The sequence below is a fragment of the Nocardioides rotundus genome, assembly GCF_019931675.1.
Classification (GTDB): Bacteria; Actinomycetota; Actinomycetes; order Propionibacteriales; family Nocardioidaceae; genus Nocardioides; species Nocardioides rotundus.
The window spans coordinates 2755171-2781899 of record NZ_CP082922.1 but is presented as its reverse complement, the minus strand read 5'-3'; the positions used below and the strand labels follow the sequence as shown (position 1 = coordinate 2781899).

Annotated in this window: 27 protein-coding genes; 22 read left to right on the top strand and 5 right to left on the bottom strand. The window is 73.3% G+C overall.

Annotation, left to right across the window (positions count from 1 at the left end):
- Positions 1-1098 (bottom strand): trans-sulfuration enzyme family protein, encoded by a 1098-nt coding sequence (locus K8W59_RS13630; RefSeq protein WP_223394742.1) that lies wholly within the window; start codon positions 1096-1098, stop codon positions 1-3.
- 31 nt (positions 1099-1129) lie between these two features.
- Here K8W59_RS13630 and K8W59_RS13625 point away from each other — a divergent pair, with 31 nt between their 5' ends.
- Positions 1130-2251, top strand: coding sequence for a D-alanine--D-alanine ligase family protein (locus K8W59_RS13625; protein WP_223394740.1), 1122 nt, complete (start codon positions 1130-1132; stop codon positions 2249-2251).
- Positions 2252-2254: 3 nt separating this feature from the next.
- Here the strand turns inward: K8W59_RS13625 and K8W59_RS13620 are convergent, their stop codons facing one another.
- Positions 2255-2749: a DUF3515 domain-containing protein gene (locus K8W59_RS13620; RefSeq protein ID WP_223394738.1), complete on the bottom strand. Its 495-nt coding sequence runs from the start codon at positions 2747-2749 to the stop codon at positions 2255-2257.
- A 28-nt stretch (positions 2750-2777) separates the two neighbouring features.
- Entirely contained in the window at positions 2778-3014 is a 237-nt protein-coding gene (locus K8W59_RS13615; RefSeq protein ID WP_223394736.1) for an Lrp/AsnC family transcriptional regulator, read from the bottom strand.
- 151 nt (positions 3015-3165) lie between these two features.
- On the opposite strand from K8W59_RS13615, the gene K8W59_RS13610 reads away from it, so the two are divergent.
- Positions 3166-4110 (top strand): thiamine-phosphate kinase, encoded by a 945-nt coding sequence (locus tag K8W59_RS13610; protein WP_223399818.1) that lies wholly within the window; start codon positions 3166-3168, stop codon positions 4108-4110.
- A 57-nt stretch (positions 4111-4167) separates the two neighbouring features.
- Here K8W59_RS13610 and rpmB read toward each other — a convergent pair whose 3' ends face one another.
- Positions 4168-4353 carry a 50S ribosomal protein L28 gene (gene rpmB / locus K8W59_RS13605; RefSeq protein ID WP_223394734.1) on the bottom strand — a complete coding sequence of 62 codons (186 nt, stop codon included), beginning with the start codon at positions 4351-4353 and terminating at the stop codon, positions 4168-4170.
- A 144-nt stretch (positions 4354-4497) separates the two neighbouring features.
- On the opposite strand from rpmB, the gene K8W59_RS13600 reads away from it, so the two are divergent.
- The 14 genes from K8W59_RS13600 (at position 4498) to K8W59_RS13535 (ending at position 18092) form a co-directional block, all read left to right on the top strand.
- On the top strand, positions 4498-6135 hold the full coding sequence (locus K8W59_RS13600; RefSeq protein ID WP_223394732.1) for a DAK2 domain-containing protein: 1638 nt from the start codon (positions 4498-4500) through the stop codon (positions 6133-6135).
- Positions 6136-6145: 10 nt separating this feature from the next.
- Positions 6146-8356, top strand: a complete 2211-nt coding sequence (locus K8W59_RS13595) for an ATP-dependent DNA helicase RecG (RefSeq protein WP_223394730.1) — start codon at positions 6146-6148, stop codon at positions 8354-8356.
- On the top strand, positions 8353-8916 hold the full coding sequence (rsmD, locus tag K8W59_RS13590; RefSeq protein WP_223394728.1) for a 16S rRNA (guanine(966)-N(2))-methyltransferase RsmD: 564 nt from the start codon (positions 8353-8355) through the stop codon (positions 8914-8916). Before K8W59_RS13595 ends, rsmD begins: the two co-directional genes overlap by 4 nt.
- Before the next feature lie 12 nt (positions 8917-8928).
- Positions 8929-9414: a pantetheine-phosphate adenylyltransferase gene (gene coaD, locus K8W59_RS13585; RefSeq protein WP_223394726.1), complete on the top strand. Its 486-nt coding sequence runs from the start codon at positions 8929-8931 to the stop codon at positions 9412-9414.
- A gap of 265 nt (positions 9415-9679) precedes the next feature.
- Positions 9680-10060 (top strand): YceD family protein, encoded by a 381-nt coding sequence (locus tag K8W59_RS13580; protein WP_317846272.1) that lies wholly within the window; start codon positions 9680-9682, stop codon positions 10058-10060.
- Between the two features lie 9 nt (positions 10061-10069).
- Positions 10070-10255, top strand: coding sequence for a 50S ribosomal protein L32 (gene rpmF, locus K8W59_RS13575; protein ID WP_223394724.1), 186 nt, complete (start codon positions 10070-10072; stop codon positions 10253-10255).
- Positions 10176-11003 (top strand): ribonuclease III, encoded by an 828-nt coding sequence (gene rnc / locus K8W59_RS13570; RefSeq protein ID WP_397195923.1) that lies wholly within the window; start codon positions 10176-10178, stop codon positions 11001-11003. The genes rpmF and rnc overlap by 80 nt, the downstream gene beginning before the upstream one ends.
- 13 nt (positions 11004-11016) lie before the next feature.
- Positions 11017-11898, top strand: coding sequence for a bifunctional DNA-formamidopyrimidine glycosylase/DNA-(apurinic or apyrimidinic site) lyase (gene mutM, locus K8W59_RS13565; RefSeq protein WP_223394722.1), 882 nt, complete (start codon positions 11017-11019; stop codon positions 11896-11898).
- Between the two features lie 73 nt (positions 11899-11971).
- The gene (locus tag K8W59_RS13560) at positions 11972-12157 is read left to right on the top strand and encodes a hypothetical protein (RefSeq protein ID WP_223394720.1); all 186 of its coding nucleotides are present in this window, start codon (positions 11972-11974) and stop codon (positions 12155-12157) included.
- An 18-nt stretch (positions 12158-12175) separates the two neighbouring features.
- Positions 12176-13555 carry an FAD-binding oxidoreductase gene (locus K8W59_RS13555; RefSeq protein ID WP_223394718.1) on the top strand — a complete coding sequence of 460 codons (1380 nt, stop codon included), beginning with the start codon at positions 12176-12178 and terminating at the stop codon, positions 13553-13555.
- A gap of 10 nt (positions 13556-13565) precedes the next feature.
- The gene (gene map / locus K8W59_RS13550) at positions 13566-14336 is read left to right on the top strand and encodes a type I methionyl aminopeptidase (protein ID WP_223394716.1); all 771 of its coding nucleotides are present in this window, start codon (positions 13566-13568) and stop codon (positions 14334-14336) included.
- 258 nt (positions 14337-14594) lie between these two features.
- Complete coding sequence (locus K8W59_RS13545) at positions 14595-16049, top strand: HNH endonuclease (protein WP_223394714.1); 1455 nt, start codon at positions 14595-14597, stop codon at positions 16047-16049.
- Between the two features lie 44 nt (positions 16050-16093).
- Positions 16094-17191 carry a pyridoxal-phosphate-dependent aminotransferase family protein gene (locus tag K8W59_RS13540; protein WP_223394712.1) on the top strand — a complete coding sequence of 366 codons (1098 nt, stop codon included), beginning with the start codon at positions 16094-16096 and terminating at the stop codon, positions 17189-17191.
- Between the two features lie 10 nt (positions 17192-17201).
- Entirely contained in the window at positions 17202-18092 is an 891-nt protein-coding gene (locus K8W59_RS13535) for a rhomboid family intramembrane serine protease (protein ID WP_223394710.1), read from the top strand.
- Between the two features lie 9 nt (positions 18093-18101).
- Here K8W59_RS13535 and K8W59_RS13530 read toward each other — a convergent pair whose 3' ends face one another.
- Positions 18102-19382: a hydroxyacid-oxoacid transhydrogenase gene (locus tag K8W59_RS13530; RefSeq protein WP_223394708.1), complete on the bottom strand. Its 1281-nt coding sequence runs from the start codon at positions 19380-19382 to the stop codon at positions 18102-18104.
- 64 nt (positions 19383-19446) lie between these two features.
- Between K8W59_RS13530 and smc the strand changes: the two genes are divergently transcribed.
- The 6 genes from smc to K8W59_RS13500 all read left to right on the top strand — a co-directional run bounded on the left by smc (position 19447) and on the right by K8W59_RS13500 (position 26721).
- The gene (smc, locus tag K8W59_RS13525; protein WP_223394706.1) at positions 19447-22998 is read left to right on the top strand and encodes a chromosome segregation protein SMC; all 3552 of its coding nucleotides are present in this window, start codon (positions 19447-19449) and stop codon (positions 22996-22998) included.
- Positions 22995-23450, top strand: a complete 456-nt coding sequence (locus K8W59_RS13520; protein ID WP_223394704.1) for an acyl-CoA thioesterase — start codon at positions 22995-22997, stop codon at positions 23448-23450. Before smc ends, K8W59_RS13520 begins: the two co-directional genes overlap by 4 nt.
- A gap of 102 nt (positions 23451-23552) precedes the next feature.
- Positions 23553-23729, top strand: a complete 177-nt coding sequence (locus K8W59_RS13515; protein ID WP_223394703.1) for a hypothetical protein — start codon at positions 23553-23555, stop codon at positions 23727-23729.
- Positions 23730-23768: 39 nt separating this feature from the next.
- Positions 23769-24911, top strand: coding sequence for a signal recognition particle-docking protein FtsY (ftsY, locus tag K8W59_RS13510; RefSeq protein WP_223399804.1), 1143 nt, complete (start codon positions 23769-23771; stop codon positions 24909-24911).
- Positions 24912-25027: 116 nt separating this feature from the next.
- Positions 25028-26386 carry an ammonium transporter gene (locus tag K8W59_RS13505; RefSeq protein ID WP_223394701.1) on the top strand — a complete coding sequence of 453 codons (1359 nt, stop codon included), beginning with the start codon at positions 25028-25030 and terminating at the stop codon, positions 26384-26386.
- A complete protein-coding gene (locus K8W59_RS13500; protein ID WP_223394699.1) occupies positions 26383-26721 on the top strand; it encodes a P-II family nitrogen regulator in 339 nt (112 codons plus the stop codon). The genes K8W59_RS13505 and K8W59_RS13500 overlap by 4 nt, the downstream gene beginning before the upstream one ends.
- The last annotated feature ends 8 nt before the right edge of the window (positions 26722-26729 follow it).

The following is a 26729-nucleotide window of genomic DNA, read 5'->3' as shown; positions in this document are numbered from 1 at the left end:
TCAGACCAGCCCGTCCAGGGCCGGGCGCAGGTCGTCCCAGAGGTCCTCGACGTCCTCGACGCCGACGCTCATCCGGACCAGCGCGTCCGGGATCGTCGCGGGTTCGACCTTCCACCGGCGGCGCCGCTCGAAGGTCGACTCGACGCCGCCGAGGGACGTGGCGTGCACCCACAGCGAGGTCTTGTGGGTCAACAGGTCGGCGGCCATCGCCCCCTGCGCCAGCACGATGGAGATGATCGCGCCGAAGCCGGGGTAGCGCACCTCGCCGACGGCCGGGTGCTCGGAGAGCCGGCGTACCAGCTCCTGGGCGTTCGCCTCGGCACGCTCGACCCGCAGGTGCAGGGTGCGCAGGCCGCGCAGCGCGAGGAAGGCCTCCATCGGCCCGGGGACGGCGCCGGTGAGGTCGCGGCGGCCCTTGAGCACGCCGTACAGCTCGTCGTCGCGGGTCGCGACCGCGCCCATGAGTACGTCGGAGTGGCCGGCGATGAACTTGGTGGCCGAGTGCAGCACCAGGTCGACGTCGTCGTCCAGCGGACGCTGCAGCAGCGGGGTGGCGAAGGTGTTGTCCACGACCACATAGGCGCCGGCCTCGTGCGCGGCCCGGGTGATCGCGGGGATGTCGGCGACCTCCAGCGCGGGGTTCGTCGGCGACTCCAGCCACACCAGGGCGGCGTCCTCGCACGCGGCGACCATGGCGTCGGTGTCGGTCACGTCGACCAGCTGCGCGGTCAGGCGGCCGCGCATCTCCAGGTCGCCGAGCTGGCCGATCACGCCGTTGTAGGCGTGCCGGGGAGCCACGACCTTCGCCCCGTGGCCGACCAGGTCCAGCACGGTCGAGACCGCCGCGAGCCCGGAGGCGAAGGAGAGGCAGCGGCCCCCCTCCAGCCGGCCCAGCGCCTCCTCGAACGCCGCCCAGCTCGGATTGTCGTAGCGGCCGTACTCCAGGTCGCCGCCCGCGACGTAGGTCGAGGCGAAGGTGACCGGCACGTTGAGCGGCTGGTCGGTCGTGTGCGGCGGTCGGCCGGCGGTCACCGCGACCGTGGCCGGGCGCAGCGTCCGCGTCGTCGGCGACTCCTCGGCGGGCATGTCATCAGGCATGGCGACGAGCCTAGGCCGTAGGGTCGAGCCGATGAACGAGAGCACCCGCAAGCCCCGTGTGGCCGTCGTCTTCGGCGGCCGGTCCGACGAGCACGGCATCTCCTGCGTCACCGCGGGGAGCGTCCTCGCGGCCATCGACCGGGAGAAGTACGACGTCGTCCCGGTCGGCATCACCCGCGACGGGCGGTGGGTGCTCGAGGCCGACGAGCCCGCTGAGCTGGCCATCCGCGACAACGCGTTCCCCAGCGTCGACGAGGACCGGGCCGCGGTGAGCCTGGAGCGGATCGCCGGAGCGACCGACCTGGTCGTGACCGAGCCGTCCAGCCCACCGCGCACGCTCGGCGAGGTCGACGTCGTCTTCCCGCTGCTGCACGGCCCGTGGGGCGAGGACGGCACCATCCAGGGGATGCTCGAGCTGGCGGGGGTGCGCTACGTCGGCGCCGGGGTGCTCGCGTCGGCGGTCAGCATGGACAAGGCCTACATGAAGGTCGTGCTCGCCGCGGCCGGGCTGCCCGTGCTCCCCTCCTTCACCGTCACCGAGCGGGACTGGAGCCGCGACCAGGCAGGGGTGCGCGAGCGGGCCGAGGCCCTGGGCTTCCCGCTGTTCGTCAAGCCCGCGCGCGGCGGCTCGTCCTACGGCATCAGCAAGGTGCACGACGCTGGCGAGCTGGACGACGCGATCGCCGAGGCGCACCGGCACGACCCCAAGGCGCTCGTGGAGGCCGCGGCCCTCGCTGGGCGCGAGGTCGAGTGCGGTGTCCTGGGCAGCCTGCACGGCGGCGACCCGGAGACCAGCGTCCCCGGGGAGATCCGGATCGGCGGGGGGCACGAGTTCTACGACCTGGAGGCGAAGTACCTCCCCGGCCAGGAGACCGAGCTGGACATCCCGGCCGACCTGCCCGAGGACGTCGTCGTCCAGCTGCGCGAGCTCGCGGCCCGTGCCTTCGAGGCGGTCGGCGGCGAGGGGCTGGCGCGCGTGGACTTCTTCGTGATGCCCGACGGCTCGGTGGTGATCAACGAGCTCAACACGATGCCCGGCTTCACGCCGACGTCGATGTACCCCGAGCTGTGGAAGGCGACCGGGCTGCCCTACCCCGAGCTGGTCGACCGGCTGCTGCAGCTCGCGCTCAACCGGGGGACCGGCCTGCGCTGAGCCTCACACGCAGGGTCGCCCCCGCTCCAGGGACCGCTTCACCGGGCCGGCCAGCTCGCTGAGCGCCGCGGCCAGGCCCTCGGGGCGGTAGTCGGCGGGTACGTCGAGCGCGACCACCGGGCGCCAGTCCACGGTCCCCAGGGTCGCGTCCACCGCCTCCTGGCTCGGGTCCCCGAGCTGGTCGGTGGGCAGGTACCAGCCGACGCCGTCCACCTCGTCGCAGGTGGCGAACCGGTCGAAGCCGGGCGGCATCGAGCCGCCGCAGGTGACGGTGATCGCGGGGTCGCCGTACGCCGCGACGGGGGCGCCCTCGGGCTCCACCGCCCGCCGGGGCTGGCCGGCGAGCGTGTCGGGGAGCGCGTCGACGAAGGCGGCGCAGGCGCGGGCGTCGGCTCCCTGCAGACGGGGCGGGTCGTCGACCGTCACCGTGCTGGAGCAGCCGGCGGTGAGGGCGACGGCGAGCGCGGAGACGGCGACGCCCCGCGTCCGGGCGGACACGGGGCGTCGACGTCGGTTCGGGCGCAACTCAGATGTGCACGACCGGGCAGGTCAGGGTGCGGGTGATGCCCTCGAGGTTCTGCACCCGGGAGACCACGAGCTGGCCGAGCTCGTCGACGTTCTTGGCCTCGGCGCGCACGATCACGTCGTAGGGGCCGGTGACGTCCTCGGCCAGGGTCACGCCCTTGACCTGGGAGATCGCGTGGGCGACGTCCGCGGCCTTGCCGACGTCGGTCTGGATCAGGATGTAGGCCTGGACGACCATCTGCTCTCCCCCATCTTCTTCTCGGGACACGGGTGCGCCGGAGGGTGGGACCGCCGGAGCACGGTCAACCTACCGCGCGGTCGCCTTCCCCCGGAAGGCGGTGTCCTGCCCGCCCCGGCCGGGCGCGTCTGGTGGGATGGGAACCATGGCACTGGCACCCGACGCGACCCTGGACGACGCCGGCGAGTTCGGCCTGATCGACGAGCTGGTGCCGATCTTCGCCCAGGGCGAGCAGGTCCTGGTCGGCCCCGGCGACGACGCGGCGGTGCTGCGGGTCCGCACCGGCCACGTGGTCGTCTCCACCGACCTGATGGTCGAGGGACGGCACTTCCGCCGGGAGTGGGCCGAGGCGGCCGACGTCGGCCACCGGGCCGCGGCGCAGAACCTCTCCGACATCAACGCCATGGGCGGGCGCGCCACGTCGCTCACCGTCGGCCTGGCCGCGCCCGGCGACCTCCCGGCGCGCTGGGCGCTGGACTTCGCCCGCGGCTTCGCCGAGGAGGCGTCCCTGGTGGGGGCCAGCGTGGTCGGCGGCGACATCACCCGGGCCGACCAGATCGTCGTCGCGGTCACGGTGCTCGGCGCCTGCACCGTCTCCCCGGTGCTGCGGTCCGGGGCCGAGCCGGGGGACGTGCTCGCCCTGCACGGCCGGCAGGGCTGGGCCGCGGGCGGCCTGGCGGTGCTGGGTCGCGGCTTCCGCTCGCCGCGGGTGCTGGTGGAGGCCTACCGCCGGCCGGAGCCGCCGTACGACGCCGGGCTGGTCGCCGCCGAGGCCGGCGCGACCGCGATGATCGACATCTCCGACGGGCTGCTCGCCGAGGCGGGCCACATCGCCCGCGCCTCCGGCGTCGCGATCGACGTGCGCACCGACGCCTTCGAGGTGCCCGAGCCGCTGCAGGCGGTCGCGGCCGCCACCGGCTCGGACCCGATGCGCTACCTGCTCGAGGGAGGCGACGACCACGCACTGCTGGCCGCCTTCCCGTCCGCCGGGGACGTCCCGGAGGGCTGGACGGTGATCGGGGAGATAGCCGAGGGGGAGGGGGTCACCGTCGACGGGAGCGAGTACGACGGCCCGGCGGGGTGGCAGCACTTCTGACCGCACGCGAAAAGGCCCCCGGCCGCGGTGCGGCGGGGGCCTCGTCGGCGGGTCGGGTCAGCGCTCGACCTTGCCGGCCTTGAGGCAGCCGGTGCAGACGTTGAGACGCTTGGGCGTGCCGTTGACCTTGGCCCGGACGCGCTGGATGTTGGGGTCGAATCGACGCTTGGTGATCTTGCGCGACCAGGGTCGGTTGTTGCCGAACGTCGGCTTCTTCGCGCAGATGTCGCAGACGGCAGCCACCGTGCACTCCTGAATGTTCGAGGTCTCGTTCTTCCATGCCCGCCCGGGCGACCGGAGATCCGGGGCCAGCGGGCAACCGCACCAGAGTATCCGACGGTCGGCCGCGGGAGAAATCGAGACAGCGGGCCGATAGCCTGCACCGTCATGGAGCGGGCGCAGGCATCGGGCAGCATCAGTCTGCCGACCGTCCTGGCCTTCGTCGACGTCGCCACCGATGCGCTGGCCGACGCCCGCGAGGAGGTCGACGCCCTCAACGTCTTCCCCGTGCCCGACGGGGACACCGGCACCAACATGTTCCTCACCATGTCGGCCGCCCGGGACGCCGTCCGCGAGGCCGCCCAGCGGGAGCCGGAGGACCTGGCCGGGGCCATCCAGGCCTTCTCCCGCGGGGCCCTGTTGGGCGCGCGCGGCAACTCCGGCGTGATCCTGTCCCAGATGATCGGCGCGATCACCCACCGGGTCCTGCACCGCGACCCCGAGGAGCGGCACTCCCGGCTGATGGCCGAGGCGATCCGCGAGGCGACCGACGCGTCGTACGCCGCCGTCGGACGGCCGGTCGAGGGCACGATCCTCACCGTCGCCCGCGCCGCGAGCGACGCCGCGCTGGCGCGGGCCGACCGGGAGGGTGCCCGGGCGCGCGAGGTCTGCGCCGACGCCGCCGACGCCGCGCACGCGGCCCTGGAGCGCACGCCGGCCCAGCTGCAGGCGCTGGCCGACGCGGGCGTGGTCGACGCCGGCGGCCGGGGGCTCACGGTCGTCCTGGACGCCCTCACCACCGTGCTGACCGGGCGCCGCCCTCCGCGGCGGGCCCGCGGCGGGGTGATCCCCGTGCCGACGGTGCCCGGCGAGGACCTCACCGCCGACGGCCCGGCCTATGAGGTGATGTACCTCCTGGACGCCGACGACGAGCAGGTGCCCGCGCTGCGGACCCGGCTCGACGCGCTCGGCGACTCCCTGGTCGTGGTCGGCGGCGAGGGGCTGTGGAACGTGCACGTCCACACCGACGACGTAGGCGCGGCGATCGAGGCCGGCATCGGCGCCGGCCGTCCCCACCGGGTCCGGGTGACCCACTTCGCCGAGCAGGTGGCCCGGGCCCGGGAGCGGGTGGCCGCTCGCGACGGGCGCGCGGTCGTGGCCGTCACCGCGGGGCCGGGGCTGGGGCGGCTCTTCGAGGAGGCCGGAGCGATCGTCGTGCCGGGCGGCCCGGGGCGCCGCCCCTCCACCGGGATGCTGCTCGACGCGATCACCTCCAGCGGCTGCCGCGAGGTCGTCGTGCTCCCCAACGACCCCGACTCGGTGCGCGTCGCCGAGATCGCCGCCCGCACCGCGGAGGCCGAGCACGACGTGCAGGTGACGGTGATCCACACCGAGACGCAGGTGCAGGGACTGGCCGCGATGGCCGTACACGAGGACGGCCGGACGCTCCATCAGGACGTCCTGGAGATGACCGCGACCGCCCGGCACGTTCGGCACGGCGCGGTCACCGTGGCGGTGAAGCAGGCGATCACCATGGCCGGGCCGTGCGAGCCGGGGCAGGTGCTCGGCGTGGTCGCCGGGGATTTCGCGGTCGTCGGCGACGACCTGGACGACGTCGCGCGCGACGTGCTGGAGCGGCTGCTCGCCCCCGGCGGCGAGCTGGTCACCATCGTGGTGGGCGCCGAGGACGTCGACGGCCTGGGCGCCCGGCTGGCGTCGTACGTCGAGGAGCGGCACCCCCATGTCGACGCGGTGGTGTACGACGGAGGGCAGGACCGCTACCACCTCCTGCTGTCGGTGGAGTGAGGAGGCACCCGTGATCACCGTCGACTCACCGATCGCCTCCGTCTTCGGCCGATCGACCAAGAAGCGCGCCGCCACGGAGAAGGGGCTGGACCTGCACACGGTCGGGGACCTGCTGCACCACCTGCCCCGGCGCTACGTCGAGCTGGGCGAGCTCACCCGGGTCGAGCCGCACCCCAAGAAGCCCCTGACGTTCGTCGGCGAGGTGGTGCGCACCGACATCCGCACCTTCCAGGCCCGCCGCCGCACGCAGTACCGCGTCGAGGTCACCGTCCGCACCGCCGGGCCGCAGTTCGTGATCAGCCGGTTCACGCCGTACCGCTCCCAGGCCGAGACCTACGAGGCCGAGGTCGCGCCCGGCTCGCGGGGGATCTTCCTCGGCCGGGCCAAGTGGTTCAACAACTCCTGGGGGCTCGACGACCCGCAGTGGGTCATCTTCGGGACCGACGAGGCACAGCAGATGGAGGGCAGCCTCGAGGGGCTGCTGCCGATCTACCGCCAGACCGCCGGGGTGCGCTCCTTCGACCTGCAGAAGGTCATCCAGGCCGCGCTGCACCAGGTCGGCGAGATGCCGGACCGGCTGCCGCCGGAGCTGCAGGAGCGCTACGACGTCGTCGACGCGCTGACCGCGCTGCGGCTGCTGCACGCCCCGGACGACTGGGCCCAGGTGGGCACGGGGCAGCGGCGGCTGCGCTTCGAGGAGGCGCTGATCCTCCAGCTGGTGCTGGCCCGCCGTCGCGCCGAGCTGCGCGAGCTCGGCGGGCAGGCCCGCACCGGCGGGGGAGGGCTGCTCGCCGTCTTCGACGAGCGGCTGCCGTTCACCCTCACCGGCGCCCAGCAGGAGGTCGGCGCGGAGATCGAGCACGACCTGGCCCAGTCGCACGCGATGAACCGGCTCCTCCAGGGGGAGGTCGGCTCCGGCAAGACCCTGGTGGCTCTGCGCGCGATGCTCCGGGTGATCGACTCCGGCGGGCAGTGCGCCCTGCTCGCGCCGACCGAGGTGCTCGCCCAGCAGCATCTGCGCTCCATCACCGGCCTGCTCGGTGACCTTGCCGCGGGCGGCATGCTCGGCGGGCACGCCGAGGGCACCACGGTCACCCTGCTGACCGGCTCCATGGGCGCGGCGCAGCGCAAGGCGGCACTGCTCGCCGCGGCGAGCGGCGAGGCGGGCATCGTGGTCGGGACCCACGCCCTGCTGGAGGAGGCGGTCCAGTTCGCCGACCTCGGTCTGGTCGTGGTCGACGAGCAGCACCGCTTCGGCGTCGAGCAGCGGGCCGCGCTGACGGCCAAGGCCGCGGCGCCGCCCCACGTGCTGGTGATGACCGCCACCCCGATCCCGCGGACCGTCGCGATGACCGTCTTCGGCGACCTGGCCACCTCCACGATCGCCGAGCTCCCCGCCGGCCGCGCGCCCATCCAGACCAACGTGGTGCCGCTGGCCGAGCAGCCGACCTGGCTGGACCGGGTCTGGCAGCGGGTGCGCGAGGAGGTCGAGCAGGGACACCAGGTCTACGTCGTGTGCCCGCGGATCAGCGGCGACCGCTCCGAGGAGGGCGAGGCCGACCAGATCGACTACGACGAGGACGGCGAGGCCGTGGTCGTCGAGACCGGCGGGCTCGCGGCCGTGGAGGAGGTCGCGCCGCTGCTGGCCGAGGGGCCGCTGCAGGGGCTGCGAGTGGCGCCCCTGCACGGCCGGATGGCCGCGGAGGACAAGGAGGCCACCATGCGGGCCTTCGCCGACGGCGAGATCGACGTGCTCGTCTCCACCACCGTGATCGAGGTCGGCGTCGACGTGCACAACGCCACCACCATGGTGCTCCTGGACGCCGACCGCTTCGGCGTCTCCCAGCTCCACCAGCTGCGTGGCCGGGTCGGACGCGGCGGGCTGCCGGGGCTGTGCCTGTTGGTCAGCCGGGCCGAGGCCGACTCCGCGGCCCGCGAGCGGCTGGACGCCGTCGCCTCCACCACCGACGGCTTCGAGCTGTCCCGGGTCGACCTGGAGCAGCGCCGCGAGGGCGACGTGCTGGGGCGCAACCAGTCCGGCTTCCACAACAGCCTGGAGTCGCTGCGGGTCCTGCGGGACGAGAAGACCATCGTGGCCGCCCGCGAGGCGGCCGAGGAGCTGCTCGCGGACGATCCCGAGCTGGCCTCCGCACCGCTGCTCGCCGACGCGGTGCGGGAGGTCGAGGACTCCCAGCACTCGGCGTTCCTGGAGAAGTCATGACGCGGATCATCGGGGGAGCGGCCGGCGGACGACGACTGCAGACGCCGCGCGGCGAGGCCACCCGGCCCACCTCCGACCGGGTCCGCGAGGCGCTGTTCTCCTCGATCGAGGCCACGGCCGGCCCGCTCGACGGGCTGCGGTTCCTCGACCTCTACGCCGGCTCGGGCGCCGTCGGGCTGGAGGCCTGGTCGCGCGGCGCCGGTGTCGTGACCCTGGTGGAGAAGGATCGCCGTACGGCGTCCCTGGTGCGCGCCAACGCCCAGGCCGTGGGCTTCCCGCGGGCCGACGTGGTGGCCGGGGAGGTCGCCACGGTGCTCCGGCGGCGACCCCCGGCGCCCTACGACGTCGCCTTCCTCGACCCGCCCTACGCCGTCTCCGACGACGACGTCGCCGAGGTGCTGGGCCTGCTGGTCGAGCACGACTGGCTCACGCCGGGCGCGCTGGTCGTCGTCGAGCGCTCCTCGCGGGGCGCCGCGCCGGCCTGGCCCGGCGGGCTGGGGGAGGAACGGGAGAGGAAGTACGGCGAGACCACGCTGCACTACGCCACCCGCGGGCGCTGATAGCCTCCCAGCGTGCGCCGAGCCGTCTGTCCCGGATCCTTCGACCCGGTCACCAACGGGCATGTCGACATCATCGGGCGAGCCTCGCGGCTCTTCGACGAGGTGGTCGTCGCGACCGGGACCAACCCCTCCAAGAGCCGGATGTTCAGCCCCGAGGAGCGCCTGGAGATGCTCCGCGAGGCGTGCGCGGACCTCCCGAACGTGCGGGTCCAGGGCTTCACCGGCCTGCTCACCACGTTCTGCCAGGAGAACGACATCCATGCGGTGGTCAAGGGGCTGCGCGCGGTCAGCGACTTCGACTACGAGCTGCAGATGGCCCAGATGAACGCCTCGCTCGCCCCGGAGGTCGAGACGGTCTTCGTCCCCACCTCCCCGGAGTTCTCCTTCCTGGCCTCCTCGCTGGTCAAGGAGGTCGCCCGCTTCGGCGGCGACGTGAGCGGGCTGGTCCCACCCCACGTGCTCGCGGCGCTGCGGGCCAAGCGGGCCGAGGGCGCTTGAGGCGCCGTACCGTCCGTTTTGGCAGGTCAGCCGCGCCATGAGTACGATTGGCAGTCGATCTGTCGTGACCTGTACCGGAAGTGGAGCTCTGAGCGAGGTGGACCCGAGAGCGCCGCTCGTGCTCGACACGCGCGAACTCGGACGCCGCCCGGGGTCCCAGCGCCAGGATTCACGGACGGTACCGGCCCCGGCAGATCTGGGCATCGAAGTCCTCGCCGTCCCCGAGGGGTCGCCGGTCGAGCTCGACTGGCGCCTCGAGGCGGTCATGGACGGGGTACTGGTCACGGGTACGGCGACCGCCGCGCTCGCGGGTGAGTGCGTGCGGTGCCTGGAGCCGATCGAGGACACCATCTCGGCGGACTTCCAGGAGCTGTTCCTCTACGAAGACGACCGGTCCGCGGACGAGGAGGACGACGAGGTCCGCCGGCTCGAGGGAGACCTGCTCGACCTGGAGCCGGTGCTGCGGGACGCGGTGGTGCTGGCACTGCCGTTCCAGCCGCTGTGCCGGGAGGACTGTCCCGGGCTGTGCGCCGAGTGCGGCGCCAGGCTCGCGGACGATCCGGACCACGCGCACGAGGCGGCGGTGGACCCGCGGTGGGCGGCCCTGGCCGCGCTGCAGGAGCAGGACGAGGACCAACGAAAGTAGGAGAGAACAGTGGCTGTCCCGAAGCGGAAGATGTCGCGCAGCAACACGCGCCACCGTCGTTCGCAGTGGAAGGCTCAGGCGCCCACGCTGGTGACCTGTGCCAACCCGGCCTGCGGTGCCAAGCACCTGCCGCACCGTGCGTGCGGCGTGTGCGGTCAGTACGGCGCTCGCAACGCCCGTCGTCAGGTCCTCTGACCCGGTTCGCAGAACCCTGACCACCTATCGCGAGCTGCGCGCGGCGCTCGGTGATCCGGTCCTGGACGCCGAGCTGCTGGAGCGTGCGCTCACGCACCGCTCGTTCGCCTACGAGAACGGCGGCATCCCCACCAACGAGCGCCTGGAGTTCCTCGGGGACTCCGTGCTCGGGGTGGTGGTCACCGAGACGCTCTACCGCACTCACCCGGACCTCTCCGAGGGCCGGCTGGCCAAGCTGAGGGCCGCCGTGGTCAACGCGCGCGCCCTCGCCGGCGTCGCCCGCGGCATCGGCCTGGGCGACCACGTGAAGCTGGGCCGCGGCGAGGAGACGACCGGCGGCCGGGAGAAGGCGTCGATCCTCTCCGACACCGTCGAGGCGGTCATCGGCGCGGTCCACATGTCCGGCGGCATCGAGGCCTCCTCGGTGGTCGTGCACCGGCTCTTCGACCCGCTCATGGCCCAGGCGGCCGAGCTCGGCGCCGGGCTGGACTGGAAGACCTCGCTGCAGGAGCTCGCCGCCGAGCGCGGGCTCGGCGTCCCGGAGTACGTCATCACCGACGACGGCCCGGACCACATGAAGACCTTCAACGCGCAGGTGCGCGTCGGCGGCTCCCTCTACGGCCACGGCGTCGGCCGGTCGAAGAAGGAGGCCGAGCAGGGCGCGGCCGAGACGGCCTACACCGAGATCAAGGCCGCCCAGGTCGTCGCCGAGGCCACCGACACCGGCGCCGGCACGCCGGTCGACTGAGAACGACCGACCCGTGCCCGAGCTGCCCGAGGTCGAGGTCGTCCGGCGCGGCCTCGAGGCCCACGTCGTGGGCCACACCATCGGCTCCGTCGACGTGCTCCACCCCCGTCCGGTGCGCCGCGACCCCCGCGGGCCCGCCGGGTTCGCCGAGGCGCTGACCGGCCGCGACGTGCTGGCGGCCCGGCGCCGAGGCAAGTACCTCTGGCTCGCGCTCGACGGCGAGGACGCGATGCTCGGCCACCTCGGGATGAGCGGGCAGCTGCTCGTCCAGCCCGTCGACGCGCCCGCGGAGCGGCACCTGCGGGTCCGCCTCGCCCTGTCCGGTGGGCGCGAGCTGCGCTTCGTCGACCAGCGGATGTTCGGCGGGCTCTCCTTCTCCCCGGGCGGCGCCGAGCTGCCCGCGGAGATCGCGCACATCGCCCGCGACCCCCTCGACCCGCTCTTCGACGACGACGCCTTCGTCGCCCGGGTCCGCCGGCGGCCGGTGGCGATCAAGCGCCAGCTGCTGGACCAGAACCTGGTCAGCGGGGTCGGCAACATCTACGCCGACGAGGCGCTGTGGCGAACCCGGCTCCACGGGGAGCGGCTGGGGGAGAGGCTGACCCGGGGCCAGGTCGTCGAGCTGCTTGGCCACGTGCGCGAGGTGATGACCGACGCGCTCGCCCAGGGCGGCACGTCCTTCGACTCGCTCTATGTCAACGTCAACGGGGAGTCGGGCTACTTCGACCGGTCCCTGCACGCCTACGGCAACGAGGGCGAGCCGTGCGAGCGGTGCGGTACGCCGATCCGACGGGTCGCCTTCATGAACCGGTCGTCGTACTTCTGCCCGGTCTGCCAGCCGGTCCCGCGGAAGCGCCGTACGGCGGCCCGGAGACCCCTCCCGTCGGCGGATTGACCCCGCACCCTCCCGGTGGGACATTGGAAGGCAGTCCGCGACCGGGCCCCTGCGAACCAGAAGGACGTGCCTCATGGCCAAGGCGCTGAAAGGCCACCTGCCCAGCGACCTTCACGCGACGCCGCGTCTCGCGGCCGAGAACGCTCGGCTCAAGCGCCGCGTGGCCGAGCTGGAGTCGCTCGTGCTGCGGCTGAAGGAGGAGAACGACGCCCTCATCGACTCCGCGGCCGGGGAACTGGAGCCGGTGCTGCGCGCATGACCGTGGTTCCATGGGTTCATGGGTGAGGAACGCGCGCAGGAGTCGCTGGACGAGCTGGTGGCCGCGCTGCCGGACGGGGTGGTGACGACCGACCCGTCGGCGATCGAGAAGTACCGCTTCGACTGGTCCAAGGACCCCGACGCCGGGACCCCGCTCGCCGTGGTGCGCGCCGAGAGCGCCGAGCAGGTGCAGGCCGCGGTCCGCTGGGCCGCGAAGCACCGGGTGCCGGTCGTGCCTCGCGGCGCCGGATCCGGGCTCTCGGGCGGCTCGAGCGCGGTGGACGGCGGGATCGTGCTCTCCCTGGAGCGGATGCGCGAGATCCGCATCGACGCCGCCTGCCAGGTCGCCGTGGTCGAGCCCGGCGCGTTCAACATCGAGGTCAAGCAGGCCGCGGCGAAGGAGGGGCTGTGGTACCCGCCCGACCCGTCGTCGTACGAGATCTGCTCCATCGGCGGCAACGTCGCCACCAACGCCGGCGGGCTGTGCTGTGTGAAGTACGGCGTGACCACCGACTACGTCCTCGGCATGGACGTGGTGCTGGCCGACGGCACCCTGATCACCCTCGGCGGCAAGCGGATCAAGGACGTCGCCGGCCTCTCCCTGCTCAAGCTGTTCGTCGGCTCGGAGGGCACGCTCGGGATCGTCACGAGCGCGACGCTGCGACTGGTCCCCGCGCCGCTCCCGGCCGCCACGCTGGTCGCGAGCTTCGACTCCGTCGGCGATGCCGCCGATGCCGTGGTGGCGGTCCGCCGGGCGCTGCGGCCCTCGATGATGGAGCTGATGGACAACGCCTCGATCAACGCGGTCGAGGACCACACCCAGATGGGGCTGGACCGCTCCGCCGGCGCGCTGCTGATCGCCCAGTCCGACGCCCCTGGCGCCGCGTGCAGCGAGGAGATCGAGGCGGTGCGCTCGTGCTGCGAGCGGGCCGGTGCCACCGAGGTCTTCGTCACCGAGGACGCCGACGAGGGCGAGATGTTCGTGGCCGCTCGCCGGGTCGCGTTCCCGGCCATCGAGGCCCGCGGCACGCTGATGCTGGAGGACGTCGGTGCGCCCATCCCGGTGCTGCCGGAGCTGCTGGCGGCGGTGGCGAAGATCGCCGAGGAGCACGGCCTGGAGATCCCGGTGGTGGCGCACGCCGGTGACGGCAACACCCACCCGATCATCGTCTACGACGCCGCCGACCCCGAGTCGGAGAAGCGGGCCCGCGCGGCCTTCGACGACATCATGCAGGTGGCGATCGCCCTCGGCGGCACGATCTCCGGCGAGCACGGCGTGGGCCGCACGAAGAAGGGCGCGTTGCCCGATCAGCTCGGCGAGGACGTCATGGCGCTCTCCCGGCGGATCAAGGACGCGCTCGACCCGGACGGGATCCTCAACCCCGGCGCGGTCCTCTGAGGCCGGGTCGATGATCGAGATCCTGACCCCGCCGCGGGTCGCCCTGGCCCGCGAGACCGGCGCCCTGGTCGCGGAGATCCTCGCCACCATGAGGCGCCGTACGACCGTCGGCACGAACCTGCTCGACATCGACGACTGGACCCGCACGATGATCGCCGAGGCCGGCGCGGAGTCCTGCTACGTCGACTATGAGCCGTCCTTCGGGCGCGGCCCGTTCGGTCACTACATCTGCACCGGCGTCAATGACGCGGTGCTGCACGGTCGGCCGTACGACGCCACGGTCGCCGACGGCGATTTGCTCAGCCTCGATCTGGCGGTCTCCCTGGGCGGGGTCGCGGCCGACGCCGCGGTCAGCTTCATCGTGGGGGAGTCCCGGCCTGCCGAGAGCGTGGCGCTGATCGAGGTCACCGAGCGTGCGCTGGCCGCCGGGATCGCCGCCGCCCGGCCGGGCGCGCGGATCGGCGACCTCTCGCACGCGATCGGTACCGTGCTGGGGGAGGCGGGGTATGCGATCAACACCGACTTCGGCGGCCACGGCATCGGCTCGACGATGCACCAGGACCCGCACGTCCCCAACGCCGGCCGTGCCGGTCGCGGTTTCCCGCTCCGCCCGGGCATGCTGCTCGCGCTCGAGCCGTGGGTGATGGCCGACACCGACGAGCTGGTTGTCGACGACGACGGATGGACCCTGCGCAGCGCCACCGGCTCCCGCACCGCCCACACCGAGCACACCATCGCGATCACCGACGACGGTGCGGAGATCCTCACCCTGCCGAGGTGACTCGGTTCGCTGGTCGAGCCTGTCGAGACCCGGTTCGGTGGTCGAGCGGTCCGTCGGTGATCGAGCGGTCCTTCGGTGGTCGAGCCCGTCGAGACCACCCCGGCTCTCGCTGGTCGAGCGGTCCTTCGCTGGTCGAGCCTGTCGAGACCACCCCGGCCCGGCAGGGCCACCTGAGGGCCGTCGGTGGTGGGAGGAATCGTCGTCCACAGAGACCAAAGTCGGCTCTCGCCACCCGTGAAGTGGAGTAGAATCGCATCTATGATCGAACGTCTCGCAGAGCTCGTCTCCCCGGCCGTGGCGCCGGGTGAGCGGCTGTGTGCGGAGACGGTGGGCGGCTGGGCGGCCGAGCTGTCCGCGGCGGTTGCCGCGGCGACCGACGAGGGTCCCGAGGGTCCCGACGGTCCGGAGGGGGCGGGGTCGGGGCTGGACCCGGCGGGGCTGGTGGATGCGATGCGGGCGTTGGAGGAGCTGTCGTGTGTGGTCACCGCGGCGCAGGCGGCGCTGTCGGCGGAGCTGGACACACAGACCCGGGCCGCGCGGGCCGCGGCCGGAGTGCCGGCGGCCGCGCAGGGCCGGGGGATCGGGCATCAGGTCGCGCACGCCCGGAGGGTCTCCCCGCACCGCGGGGCCCGGCATCTGGGGCTCGCGGTGATCGTGCAGCGCGAGCTGCCCCACACCTGGGCGGCCTGGCGTGCCGGGCGGATCACCGAGTGGAAGGCGACCCTGATCGCACGGGAGACCGCGTGCCTGTCCCTGGCCGACCGGTTGGCGGTGGACGCCCAGATCGCCGCCGACCCGTGCTGGCTGGAGCAGCGCGGCGACCGGGAGCTGGCCGGGCTGGTGCGGGCCGCGGCCGAGCAGGCCGACCCCGCGGCCGCGGTCGCGCGCCGCCGCAACGCCGAGGCCGACCGGCATGCCTCGATCCGGCCCGCACCGGACACCATGGTGTGGTTCACCGCCCTGCTGCCGGTCAAGGCCGGGGTCGCGCTGTGGGCCACCTTGACCCGGGCCGCGGACGCCGCCCGCGCGGCCGGTGACCCCCGCACCCGGGGGCAGGTCATCACCGACACCCTGGTGGACACCGTCACCACCCACGCCGCCACCCCCACCTCGACGAGCTGGCACGACCAGCCCACCAGCCCCTCCACCGACGCGGGCGCCCCGGTAGGTCCGGGGGTGCAGTTGGGGCTGGTGATGACCGATGCCGCGCTGTTCGGCACCAGCGAGGACCCCGCGCACCTGGAGGGCTACGGCCCGATCCCGGCCGAGCTCGCCCGCGAGATCACCGCCGACGCGCTCACCGAAGGGGAGAAGGTGTGGGTACGACGGCTCTACACCCACCCGGCCACCGGGGAGCTGGCCGCGGCCGAGACCCGTTCGCGCCGGTTCCGCGCCAGCCTGGCCCGGTTCATCCGACTCCGGGACCGCACCTGCCGCACCCCCTGGTGCGACGCCCCGGTGCGCCACCTCGACCACGCCGCCGACCACGCCTCGGGCGGCCCGACCAGCACCACCAACGGGCAGGGCATGTGCGAGGCCTGCAACCTCGCCAAGCAGGCCCCCGACTGGCACACCGCCCCCGCACCCGGTGAGGACCACACCCACCGGATCCGGACCACCCTGCCCACCGGCCACCACTACCTCACCCGACCACCCCCCATCGGGCCCACCCGAACCCGGCCACTCCAGGTCGACTTCATCCTCACCGGCTGATACCCCGCTACCTGGTCGTGTCCTCCGCAGGTAACGTCGCGCCCGTGATCCTTCGCGAACGGCATCTCTTCGGTCCCGGGCCCTCCAACGCCTACCCCGAGGCGACCCTCGGGCTCGCGGCGCCGCTGCTCGGCCACCTCGACCCGGAGTTCATCCGGGTCATGGACGAGACCTCCGATATGCTCCGCACCGTCTGGGGCACGGAGAACAAGCGCACCCTGCCGATCAGCGCCACCGGCAGCGCGGGCATGGAGGCGGCCTTCGTCAACACCGTGCACGAGGGCGACGTGGTCGTGGTCGCGGTCAACGGGCTGTTCGGCCAACGGATGGTCGACGTCGCCACCCGCTGTGGCGCCGACGTGATCGCGGTCGAGCACGAGTGGGGCCAGCCGGTCGACGTACAACGAGTCATCGACGCCCACCCGGACCCGGCGATCATCGCCGCCGTACACGCCGAGACCTCCACCGGCGTCCGCTCCGACATCGAGGCGCTCGGCGCCGCCAAGGGCGACGCCCTGCTCATCGCCGACTGCGTCACCAGCATCGGCGGGATCGAGCTGAAGGCCGACGCATGGGGCATCGACGTGGGGTACGCCGGCACGCAGAAGTGCCTGGGCGTCGCGCCGGGCCTGGCCCCGTTCACCATCAACGACCGCGCCTTCGACCGCCGGGTCGACCGGCCGCGGTCGTGGTACCTCGACCTCGGCATGCTCGGTGGCTACGTGGGCGAGGCCGAGGGGAAGGGCCAGCGCACCTACCACCACACCGCGCCCGTGGCCATGGTGGCCAGCCTGCACGCCGGGCTCACCCGGATCCTCGACGAGGGCCTGGACGCGGTCATCGCCCGGCACCACGACGCGGGTCGGATGCTCCAGGACGGGCTGCAGGAGATGGGCCTGGAGCTCTTCGCCGCCGAGGGCTGGCGGCTCCCGGAGCTGACCACGGTCAAGGTGCCCGAGGGGGTCGACTCGGCCGCCGTACGCAAGGACCTGCTGAACCGGTTCGACCTGGAGATCGGGGCCGGGGCGGGGGAGTACGCCGCCAGCGTGTGGCGGATCGGGCTGATGGGCCACAACGCCCGGCCCGACGCGGCGGCGCTCGTGCTGGCTGCGCTCAAGGACGCACTCGGTCGCGCTCGATAGGCTGACTCTCGTGAGCTTCAGCTACAACGTCGACGGTCCCGGCAACGACGGCGGCTGGTTCCGGGTCGGCACCGTCGAGGTGACGACCACGGTGCTGGTCACCGCCCTGGCCGCCGCCTCGATCGTGGTCATGGCCATCTACCCACCGCTCGCGCTCGCCCTCGCTCTCGAACCGGGCGCGGTTTTCGGCGGCCAGGTGTGGCGGGTGGTGACCTGGCCGCTGGCCAACATTCTCGGGGACGGTCAGGGGCTGTGGACCGTCCTGTCGATCTTCTTCTTCTGGTACTTCGGGTCCGATCTGGAGCGCCAGGTCGGCCGCAGTCGCTTCACCAAGCTGGTCGTGGGCTACGTGCTGGCGCTCTCGGCCGTGGCTCTGCTCGTCGGGATCCTCACCACGCTCCCTGGCGGGCTCTTCGGCATCAACACCCTCCAGCTGATGGTGCTGCTCACCTGGATCGCGGAGTACCCCAGCCGCCGCTTCCTCTTCAACATCCCCGCCTGGGCCTTCGGCGCCGTCATCGTCGCGCTCCAGGTGCTGACAGCGCTGACGACCCGGAACCTGTTCGCCCTGCTCAGCCTGGTCCTCGGCCTGGTGGTCTGCGCGCTCATCGCCCGCTCGGTCGGCCTGCTCACCGACCAGGCGTGGCTGCCGAACCTGGCCGGCAACCGCGCCGGCCGGCCCAAGGCGCCCAAGCAGCGCCGGCAGCGCCGATCGCGGAAGTCCGACGCGGGCCCGACCGTGGTCAGCGGCCCCTGGGCCCAGACCTCCTCCAGCCCGCAGGCGCGCGACCAGGCCCGCCTGGACGAGCTGCTGGACAAGATCTCCGAGCGTGGGTACGACGGCCTCAGCGACAAGGAGAAGGCCGAGCTGAACGCGCTGCGGGAGCGCCGCAGCCGTTGACGCCCACCCTCACCACAGATGCATCGAGGCCCTGAAAACGTCCGCGACGTCGTCGGGGGTGATCTCCCGGGGAGCGGTGGCGAGCAGCCGCTGCTGGGCCATCGTGCCCTCCACCAGGGCGTCGACGTCCCCGTCGGCGTAGCCGATCGCCGCCAGCCCCGACGGCATCCCGACGTCGCGCATCAGGTCCCGGACGACGGCCGGCAGGGTGTCGGCGCCCCCGTCGGACACGCTCGGGTCGAGCAGGCGGGCGGCGGTCAGATGCCGCTCGGGGTCGGCCTCGAAGGTGAACCGGAACGCCTCCGGCGCGGTCAGCGCCACCGACATGCCGTGCGGCACCATCGGCTCGTCCTGGGGGTAGTCCGCCGGCCGGTACTCCCGCACCCGCCCCGCAATCGGGTAGCCGTTGGCGTGCGGCAGGTGCACCCCGGCGTTGCCGAAGCCGAGGCCGGCGAAGGTGGCGGCCAGCGCCATGTCGTGCCGCGCCCCGACGTCGTCGCCGTCGCGTACGGCGGCCCGGAACGCCTTCCCGAGCAGCCCCATCGCCCGCTCGCACCACAGGTCGGCGACCGGGTTGGCGCCGTTGTAGGGGACCCGCTCCTCGGGACGCTTGCGGGGGTAGGAGGTGTAGGGGCGCGCGGTGTAGGACTCCAGCGCATGGCACAGGATGTCCAGCCCGCTGGAGGCGGTGACCATCGGCGGCTGGGTCATCGTCAGGTCGGGGTCGACCACGGCCAGCACGGGTCGCAGCCGGGGGTGGCTGATCCCGGTCTTGACCTGCAGCTCCAGCACGTCGAGCACGCACACGGTGGTGGACTCGCTGCCGGTCCCGGCGGTGGTGGGCACCGCGACCAGCGGCTTGAGCGGGTGCTCCGGCGCCCGTCCGTCGCCGATCGGCGGGTTGACGTACTCCGCCAGGTCGCCGTCGTTGGTGGTCAGCAGGTTCACCGCCTTGGCGGTGTCGATCGCCGAGCCGCCCCCGACGGCGACGAACGCGTCGAACGGGCCCTGCGCCCGCGCGTGCTCGACCGCCTCGCGCATCGAGGCGTCGGTCGGCTCCACCCGGGCTCCGTCGTACACCTCCGCCTGCACGCCGAACCGCGCCATCTGCTCGGCCACCCGCTGGGGGAGGCCGGTCGCGGCGACGCCGGGGTCGGTGACGACCAGGGCCCGGCGTACGTCGCCCAGCCGGGACAGGTCGTAGCCGATCTCCTCCGACGCCCCCGGGCCGAACTTCAGCTGCGGGGCGCCATAGGTGAACACGGACTCGGGGTTGTCGGAATCGACCATGGGCTCAGCGTAGGCTGACCGTGCTGCCTTCCCCGGCGGACTGCGACGTAGGAGCCACAAGAGCGTGTATCTGAAGAGCCTGACCCTCAAGGGGTTCAAGTCCTTCGCCTCCTCCACGAACCTGCAGCTGGAGCCGGGCATCACCTGCATCGTGGGCCCCAACGGCTCGGGCAAGTCCAACGTGGTGGACGCTCTGGCCTGGGTGATGGGCGAGCAGGGGGCCAAGAGCCTGCGCGGCGGCAAGATGGAGGACGTCATCTTCGCCGGCACCTCCGGGCGCCCGCCGCTGGGGCGCGCCGAGGTCCAGCTGACGATCGACAACTCCGACGGGGCGCTGCCGATCGACTACTCCGAGGTGACGATCAGCCGCACCATGTTCCGCAACGGCGGCTCGGAGTACGCCATCAACGGCACCACTTGCCGGCTGCTGGACGTCCAGGAGCTGCTGAGCGACTCCGGCATCGGCCGGGAGATGCACGTCATCGTCGGCCAGGGCCAGCTCGACTCGATCCTGCACGCCACGCCGGAGGACCGCCGCGGCTTCATCGAGGAGGCCGCCGGCGTCCTCAAGCACCGCAAGCGCAAGGAGAAGGCGCTGCGGAAGCTGGACTCCACCGAGGGCAACCTCACCCGCCTCAACGATCTGCTCAGCGAGATCCGCCGCCAGCTCAAGCCCCTGGGCCGGCAGGCCGAGGTGGCCCGCAAGGCGCAGAGCGTCCAGGCCGACGTCCGCGACGCCCGGGCCCGGCTGCTCGCCGACGATCTGGTCGCCGCCCGCACCTCGCTGGAGCAGGAGCTGGCCGACGAGTCGGTGCTCGTCGAGCGCCGCGAGGCGATCGAGAAGGCGCTCGCCGAGGCCCGGGAGGCCGAGACCGCGCTCGAGGCCGCGCTCCGCGAGGACCTGCCCGCGCTGGCGCAGGCCCAGGAGACCTGGTTCGGCCTGTCCGGGCTGCGCGAGCGGCTGCGCGGCACCCAGGCGCTGGCCGCCGAGCGGGTGCGCAACGCCGAGCACACCGGCGCGGAGGACGAGGAGACCGGCCGCGACCCCGAGGAGCTGGAGGCCGAGGCCGCCCGGGTCCGTGAGCAGGAGCGGCAGATCGGCGCCGAGGTCGAGCAGCAGCGCACCGGCCTGGAGCAGGCGGTCTCCGCGCGCAAGGCCGCCGAGGACGCTGCCGCCGAGGAGGACCGCCGCGTCGCCGGCCTGCAGCGCGCCGCCGCCGACCGCCGCGAGGGGCTGGCCCGGCTGCACGGGCAGGTCAACGCGCTGAAGTCCCGCGCGTCGGCCGCCGAGGACGAGGTCGGCCGGCTCACCGCCGCCCGCGAGGAGGCGGCCGCCCGCGCCGAGCGGGCCCAGCGGCAGTTCACCGCCCTGGAGACCAAGGTCGCCGGGCTGGACGCCGGCGAGGAGGGGCTGGACGCCGAGCACGAGGCCGCCGCCGGCGCGCTGGACGACCTCGAGGAGCGGCTGGCCAAGCTGCGCGACGAGGTCCAGCAGGCCGACCGCGACCGCGCCTCCCTGGCCGCCCGGCGCGACGCGCTGGAGATGGGCCTGGCCCGCAAGGACGGCGCCGGCGCCCTGCTGGCCGCCTCCGACCAGGTCTCCGGCCTGCTCGGCTCGGTGGCCGCGCTGCTCTCGGTCCGCTCCGGCTACGAGGCCGCGGTGGCCGCTGCGCTCGGCAACGCCGCCGACGCGGTCGCCGTCTCCGGCGCGGACGCCGCGCTGGAGGCCCTGGGCCGACTCAAGGACGACGACCTGGGCCGCGCCGGTCTGGTCCTCGGCGGCGCCCCCGCCGCCGACGGCGACTGGCCCGGCCTGCCCGAGGGTGCGTCGTACGCCGTCGACGTGGTCGACGCCCCCGACGACCTGGGCGGAGCGCTGTCCCGGCTGCTGTTCAAGGTGGCCGTGGTCGAGAATCTCGCCGCCGCCCAGGTGCTGGTCCGCGACCTGCCCGACGTCACGGCCGTGACCCGCGACGGTGACGTGCTCGGCACGCACTTCGCGACCGGCGGGTCGGGCAGCGAGCAGTCGCTGATCGAGATCCAGGCCGCCGTCGACGAGGCCCGCGCCCAGCTCGACGAGGCGTCCGCCGCCTCCGAGCGACTCGGCTTCGAGATCTCCCGCGTCGAGGCCGAGCGGCTGGAGGCGCAGAAGCGGGTCGACGTCGCGATGGCGAAGCTGCACGAGTCCGACGCCACGCTGGCGGCGGTGGCCGAGGAGCTGGGTCAGTACGGCTCCCAGGCGCGCGCCGCGCACGGCGAGGCCGAGCGGCTGACCACCTCGATCGCCCAGGCCGAGGAGGCGCACGCCCAGGCGCTCAGCGGGCTGGGCGAGCTGGAGGAGCGGCTGGCCCGGGCCGAGGACGCGCCGGAGGAGGAGCCGGACACCAGCGAGAGCGAGCGGCTGGCCGAGGCCGCCCGGGCCGCCCGCCAGGGCGAGATGGACGCCCGGCTGGCGCTGCGCACCGCCGAGGAGCGGGCGCGCGCCCTGCACGGCCGCGCGGACGGGCTGGACCGGGCCGCCCGCGCCGAGCGCGAGAAGCGGGCCCGCAACGCCGAGCGGCGCGAGCGGCTGCTCCGCGAGGGCCGGGCCGCCGAGGCGGTCGGCACCGCAGTGGCCCACGTCCTGTCCCGGCTGGACGCCTCGGTCGACCTGGCCACGGCCGCCCGCTCCCGAGTCGAGGAGTCCCGCGCCGGCCGCGAGCAGGAGCTGATGGACGTCCGTGCCCGGCTGCGCGACCTGGGCCGGGAGCACGACGAGCTGGTCAACACCGTGCACCGCGACGAGATGCTGCGCACCCAGCAGCGGATGCGGATCGAGCAGCTGGAGGAGCGCGCCCTGGAGGAGCTCGGCCTGGACGCCGACGGCCTGGTCGGCGACTACGGCCCCGACCAGCTCGTCCCCTCCACCGAGGCGCCCGACGAGGACGGCAGCGTCCCCGACCCGGTCCCGTTCGTCCGCGAGGAGCAGCAGAAGCGGCTCAAGGCCGCCGAGCGGGCCCTGAACATGCTCGGCCGGGTCAACCCGCTCGCGCTGGAGGAGTTCTCCGCGATGGAGGAGCGGCACAAGTTCCTCACCGAGCAGCTGGAGGACCTCAAGTCCACCCGCAAGGACCTCCTCGACATCGTCAAGGAGGTCGACGAGCGGGTGGAGCAGGTCTTCACCGAGGCGTACGCGGACGTGCAGAAGGCCTTCGACGCCACCTTCGCCCGGCTCTTCCCCGGCGGCGAGGGGCGCTTGGTGCTCACCGACCCCGACGACATGCTCACCACCGGCGTCGAGGTGGAGGCCCGGCCACCGGGCAAGAAGGTCAAGCGGCTCTCCCTGCTCTCCGGCGGCGAGCGCTCCCTGGTCGCGGTCGCGTTCCTGGTCTCCCTCTTCAAGGCCCGGCCCTCGCCGTTCTACATCCTCGACGAGGTCGAGGCCGCCCTGGACGACACCAACCTGGGCCGGCTGCTGGAGATCTACGAGGAGCTCCGCGCGCACAGCCAGCTGCTGGTCATCACCCACCAGAAGCGCACCATGGAGGTCGGCGACGCGCTGTACGGCGTGACCATGCGCGGCGACGGCGTCTCGGCGGTGATCTCCCAGCGGCTGCGCGAGGAGGAGCCCGCGTGAGCGGCGGACGGCCTCCCCGGCCGACCCGCGCCGACTACGCCGTGTGGCGCCAGGCGACCACCCGCTGGGCCGACGTCGACGTCTACGCCCACCTCAACAACGCCCGCTACTTCGAGCTGATCGACACCGCGGTCAACGCCCACCTGGCCGAGGCCACCGGCACCGACATCCGCACCCTGGACGCGATCGGCGTCGTGGCCGAGGTGGGCTGCCGCTACTTCGCCGAGGTCGGCTACCCCGAGCCGGTCGACCTGGGGCTGGCGGTGGAGCGGCTGGGCACCTCCTCGGTCACCTACCGGGTCGGCATCTTCCAGGGCCCGGGGGAGGAGGCGGCCGCCGAGGGCCGCTTCGTGCACGTGTACGTCGACAACACCGACCCCGAGGCCGGCCGGGCCGTCGTACCCCTCCCCGACGTGGTCCGGGACGCGCTCGCCCCCCTCGCCCCTGCCTGAGCCCGGCGACAGGCCGACCGGCGCAGGGTGCCGGGCGGAGGCGCCCGGCTGTGGCACCGTGAGGACGTTCACCGCTCACTTCCCCCGAGGAGCTGTCCCACCGTGCTGTACCTGCTGCTGTCCATGGTCCTCGTGCTCGGCGTCGCCCTCGCGGTGGTCGTCTACGTGGCCTACCCGCACCGCGGCGAGGAGATGCCCGTCGCCCCGCAGATCGGCAAGGCCATGCGCGGGGCCGTCGACCGGGCGCCGACGGTGGACAACGTCGAGGCGCGCCGCTGACCCGCTGAGCGCTCTGAGAGACTGAGCCCCATGGCAACCATGGAGTGGCTCTATGCCGTCATCGGGATCGCCGTCGTCGGCGTCCTGCTCATCGCCGGCCTGGTCACCCGGGTCGGCCGTCGCCGGTCCGGGCAGGCGCCGGAGGGCGGCACCGACGTCATCTCGAGGCCGGAGCGGCCCGACACCGCGCCGCCCGAGGAGGGCGGCGAACCCGCGGGGGACGTGCTGGTCGAGGAGCCCCCGGCTCCGACGCTGGAGCGCCCCGAGGGCCGCCAGTCCCGCCTGGTGCGGCTGCGCGAGCGGCTCTCCCGCTCCCAGGGCCTGCTGGGCAAGGGGCTGCTGGCTCTGCTCTCCCGCGACCGCCTCGACGAGGACACGTGGGAGGACATTGAGGACACCCTCCTGACCGCCGACATCGGCGTGCAGCCCACCCAGGAGCTGGTGGGCAACCTGCGGACCCGGCTGCGGGTCGAGGGCACCACCGGCGAGGAGGCGCGCACCGTCCTGCGCGAGGAGCTGATCTCCCTGCTCGGCCCGGACATGGACCGCCGCCTGCAGGTCAGCGGCGCGGACGGCCAGCCCGGCGTGGTCCTGGTCGTCGGCGTCAACGGCACCGGCAAGACCACCACCGTCGGCAAGATCGCCCGGATCCTCGTGGCCGAGGACAAGTCCGTGGTGCTCGGCGCCGCCGACACCTTCCGTGCGGCGGCCGTCGACCAGCTCGCCACCTGGGGCGAGCGGGTCGGCGTCGAGACCGTCCGCGGCCCGGAGGGCTCCGACCCCGCGTCGGTGGCCTTCGACGCGGTGAAGAAGGGCGCCGAGGAGGGCGTGGACACCGTCCTGGTCGACACCGCCGGCCGCCTGCAGAACAAGGCCGGCCTGATGGACGAGCTCGGCAAGGTCAAGCGGGTGATCGAGAAGACCGCCCCGGTGACCGAGGTGCTGCTGGTCATCGACGCCACCACGGGACAGAACGGCCTGATCCAGGCGCGGGTCTTCTCCGAGGTCGTCGACGTCACCGGCATCGTGCTCACCAAGCTCGACGGCTCGGCCAAGGGCGGCATCGTCGTCGCGGTGCAGAAGGAGCTCGGCGTCCCGGTCAAGCTGGTCGGGATCGGCGAGGGCGCCGACGACCTGGCGCCGTTCTCGCCCGAGGCGTTCGCCGACGCGATCCTGGGCTGAGTTCACACAGCCGTAACACGAGCGGCGCAGCCGTCACCTGACCGCAACACGGGACGCCGTACGACGCAACATCCGGGCCGCAGGGTTGGTCCAGCCCAATCTGAGCTGGAGGACCTATGGAGTACGGCCTGCACGCCTGGATGCTGATGTCGGCGTCCCTCGTGCTGATGATGACGGTGCCCGCGCTCGCCCTGTTCTACGGGGGCATGAGCCGGTCGAAGTCCGTCCTGAACATGATGATGATGTCGTTCGGCGCCCTGGGGGTGATCGGCATCGTCTACGTCCTGTGGGGCTGGAGCATGTCCTACGGCTCCCAGGACGTGGCGCTGCTGTTCAACAACCCCTTCGAGAGCTTCGGGCTGGCCGGCATCGAGCCGGCGGGATACATCGGGGTCGCGTTCCAGCTGACCTTCGCGGTGATCACCGCCGCGCTGATCAGCGGCGCGATCGCCGACCGGGTGCGGTTCTCGGCCTGGATGGTCTTCGTGCCGATCTGGGTGACGCTGTCCTACTTCCCCCTGGCCCACCAGGTGTGGGGCGGCGGCTTCCTGTCCGGCGCGGAGAACGGCCTGGCCGCGCTGGTCTCCGGAGTGAGCGACGGTGCGGCGAACGTGGCGCCGATCGACTACGCCGGCGGCACCGTGGTGCACATCAACGCCGGCGTCGCCGGCCTGGTGCTGGCCCTGCTCATCGGCGCCCGCAAGGGCTTCGGCAAGGAGCCGATGAAGCCGCACAACCTGACCCTGACCATGATCGGCGCCGGCCTGCTGTGGTTCGGCTGGTTCGGCTTCAACGTCGGCTCCTGGGTGCCCGGCGACCTCACCGGGGATGCCGCAGGGCAGTACTGGATGGAGGAGTCCGGCCTGGTCTGGCTCAACACCACCGTCGCCACCTGCGCGGCGATGCTGGGCTGGCTCGCGGTCGAGCGGATCCGGGACAAGCGCGCCACCTCGCTGGGCGCCGCCTCGGGCATCGTGGCAGGGCTGGTCGCCATCACCCCGGCCTGCGGGGCGCTCAGCCCGGTCGGGTCGATCGTGCTCGGCCTGGTCGCCGGGGCGCTCTGCGCCTGCGCGGTCGGCCTGAAGCACCGGTGGGGGTACGACGACTCCCTCGACGTCGTCGGCGTCCACCTCGTCGGCGGGCTCGTCGGCACGGTCGGGATCGGCTTCCTCGCCACCGGGACCGGGCTGCTCTACGGCGGCGGCGCGATGCAGCTGCTCGTGCAGGTGCTGGTCGCCGTCTATGCGATGGCGTGGAGCGGCGTGGCCACCCTGCTGGTCGGCCTGGCGATCAAGTACACCCTCGGCTGGCGGGTCGAGGACGACGAGGAGGTCGAGGGCATCGACTTCGCCGAGCACGGCGAGGCGGCCTACGACCTGCAGGGCACCAGCGGCGCCCGCCGCGGCCTGACTGGCCACGTGCCGGTCCCCGCGGGACGCCACGAGAAGCGCGAGAGCGAAGGAGCGACGGCATGAAGCTCGTCACGGCGGTGATCAAGCCGCACAAGTGGGAGGACGTCCGGGAGGCGCTGGAGACCTTCGGCGTCACCGGGATGACGGTCTCGGAGGTCAGTGGCTACGGCCGGCAGAAGGGTCACACCGAGGTCTACCGCGGCGCGGAGTACGACATCGCGCTGGTGCCCAAGATCCGGATCGAGATCGTGGTCGACGACCCCGACGCCGAGGACGTCGTCGGGATCATCACCAAGACCGCGCAGACCGGCCGGATCGGCGACGGCAAGGTCTGGGTCTCCCCGGTCGACACCGTGGTCCGGGTCCGCACCGGCGACCGCGACGAGTCGGCGCTCTGACCGCGAGC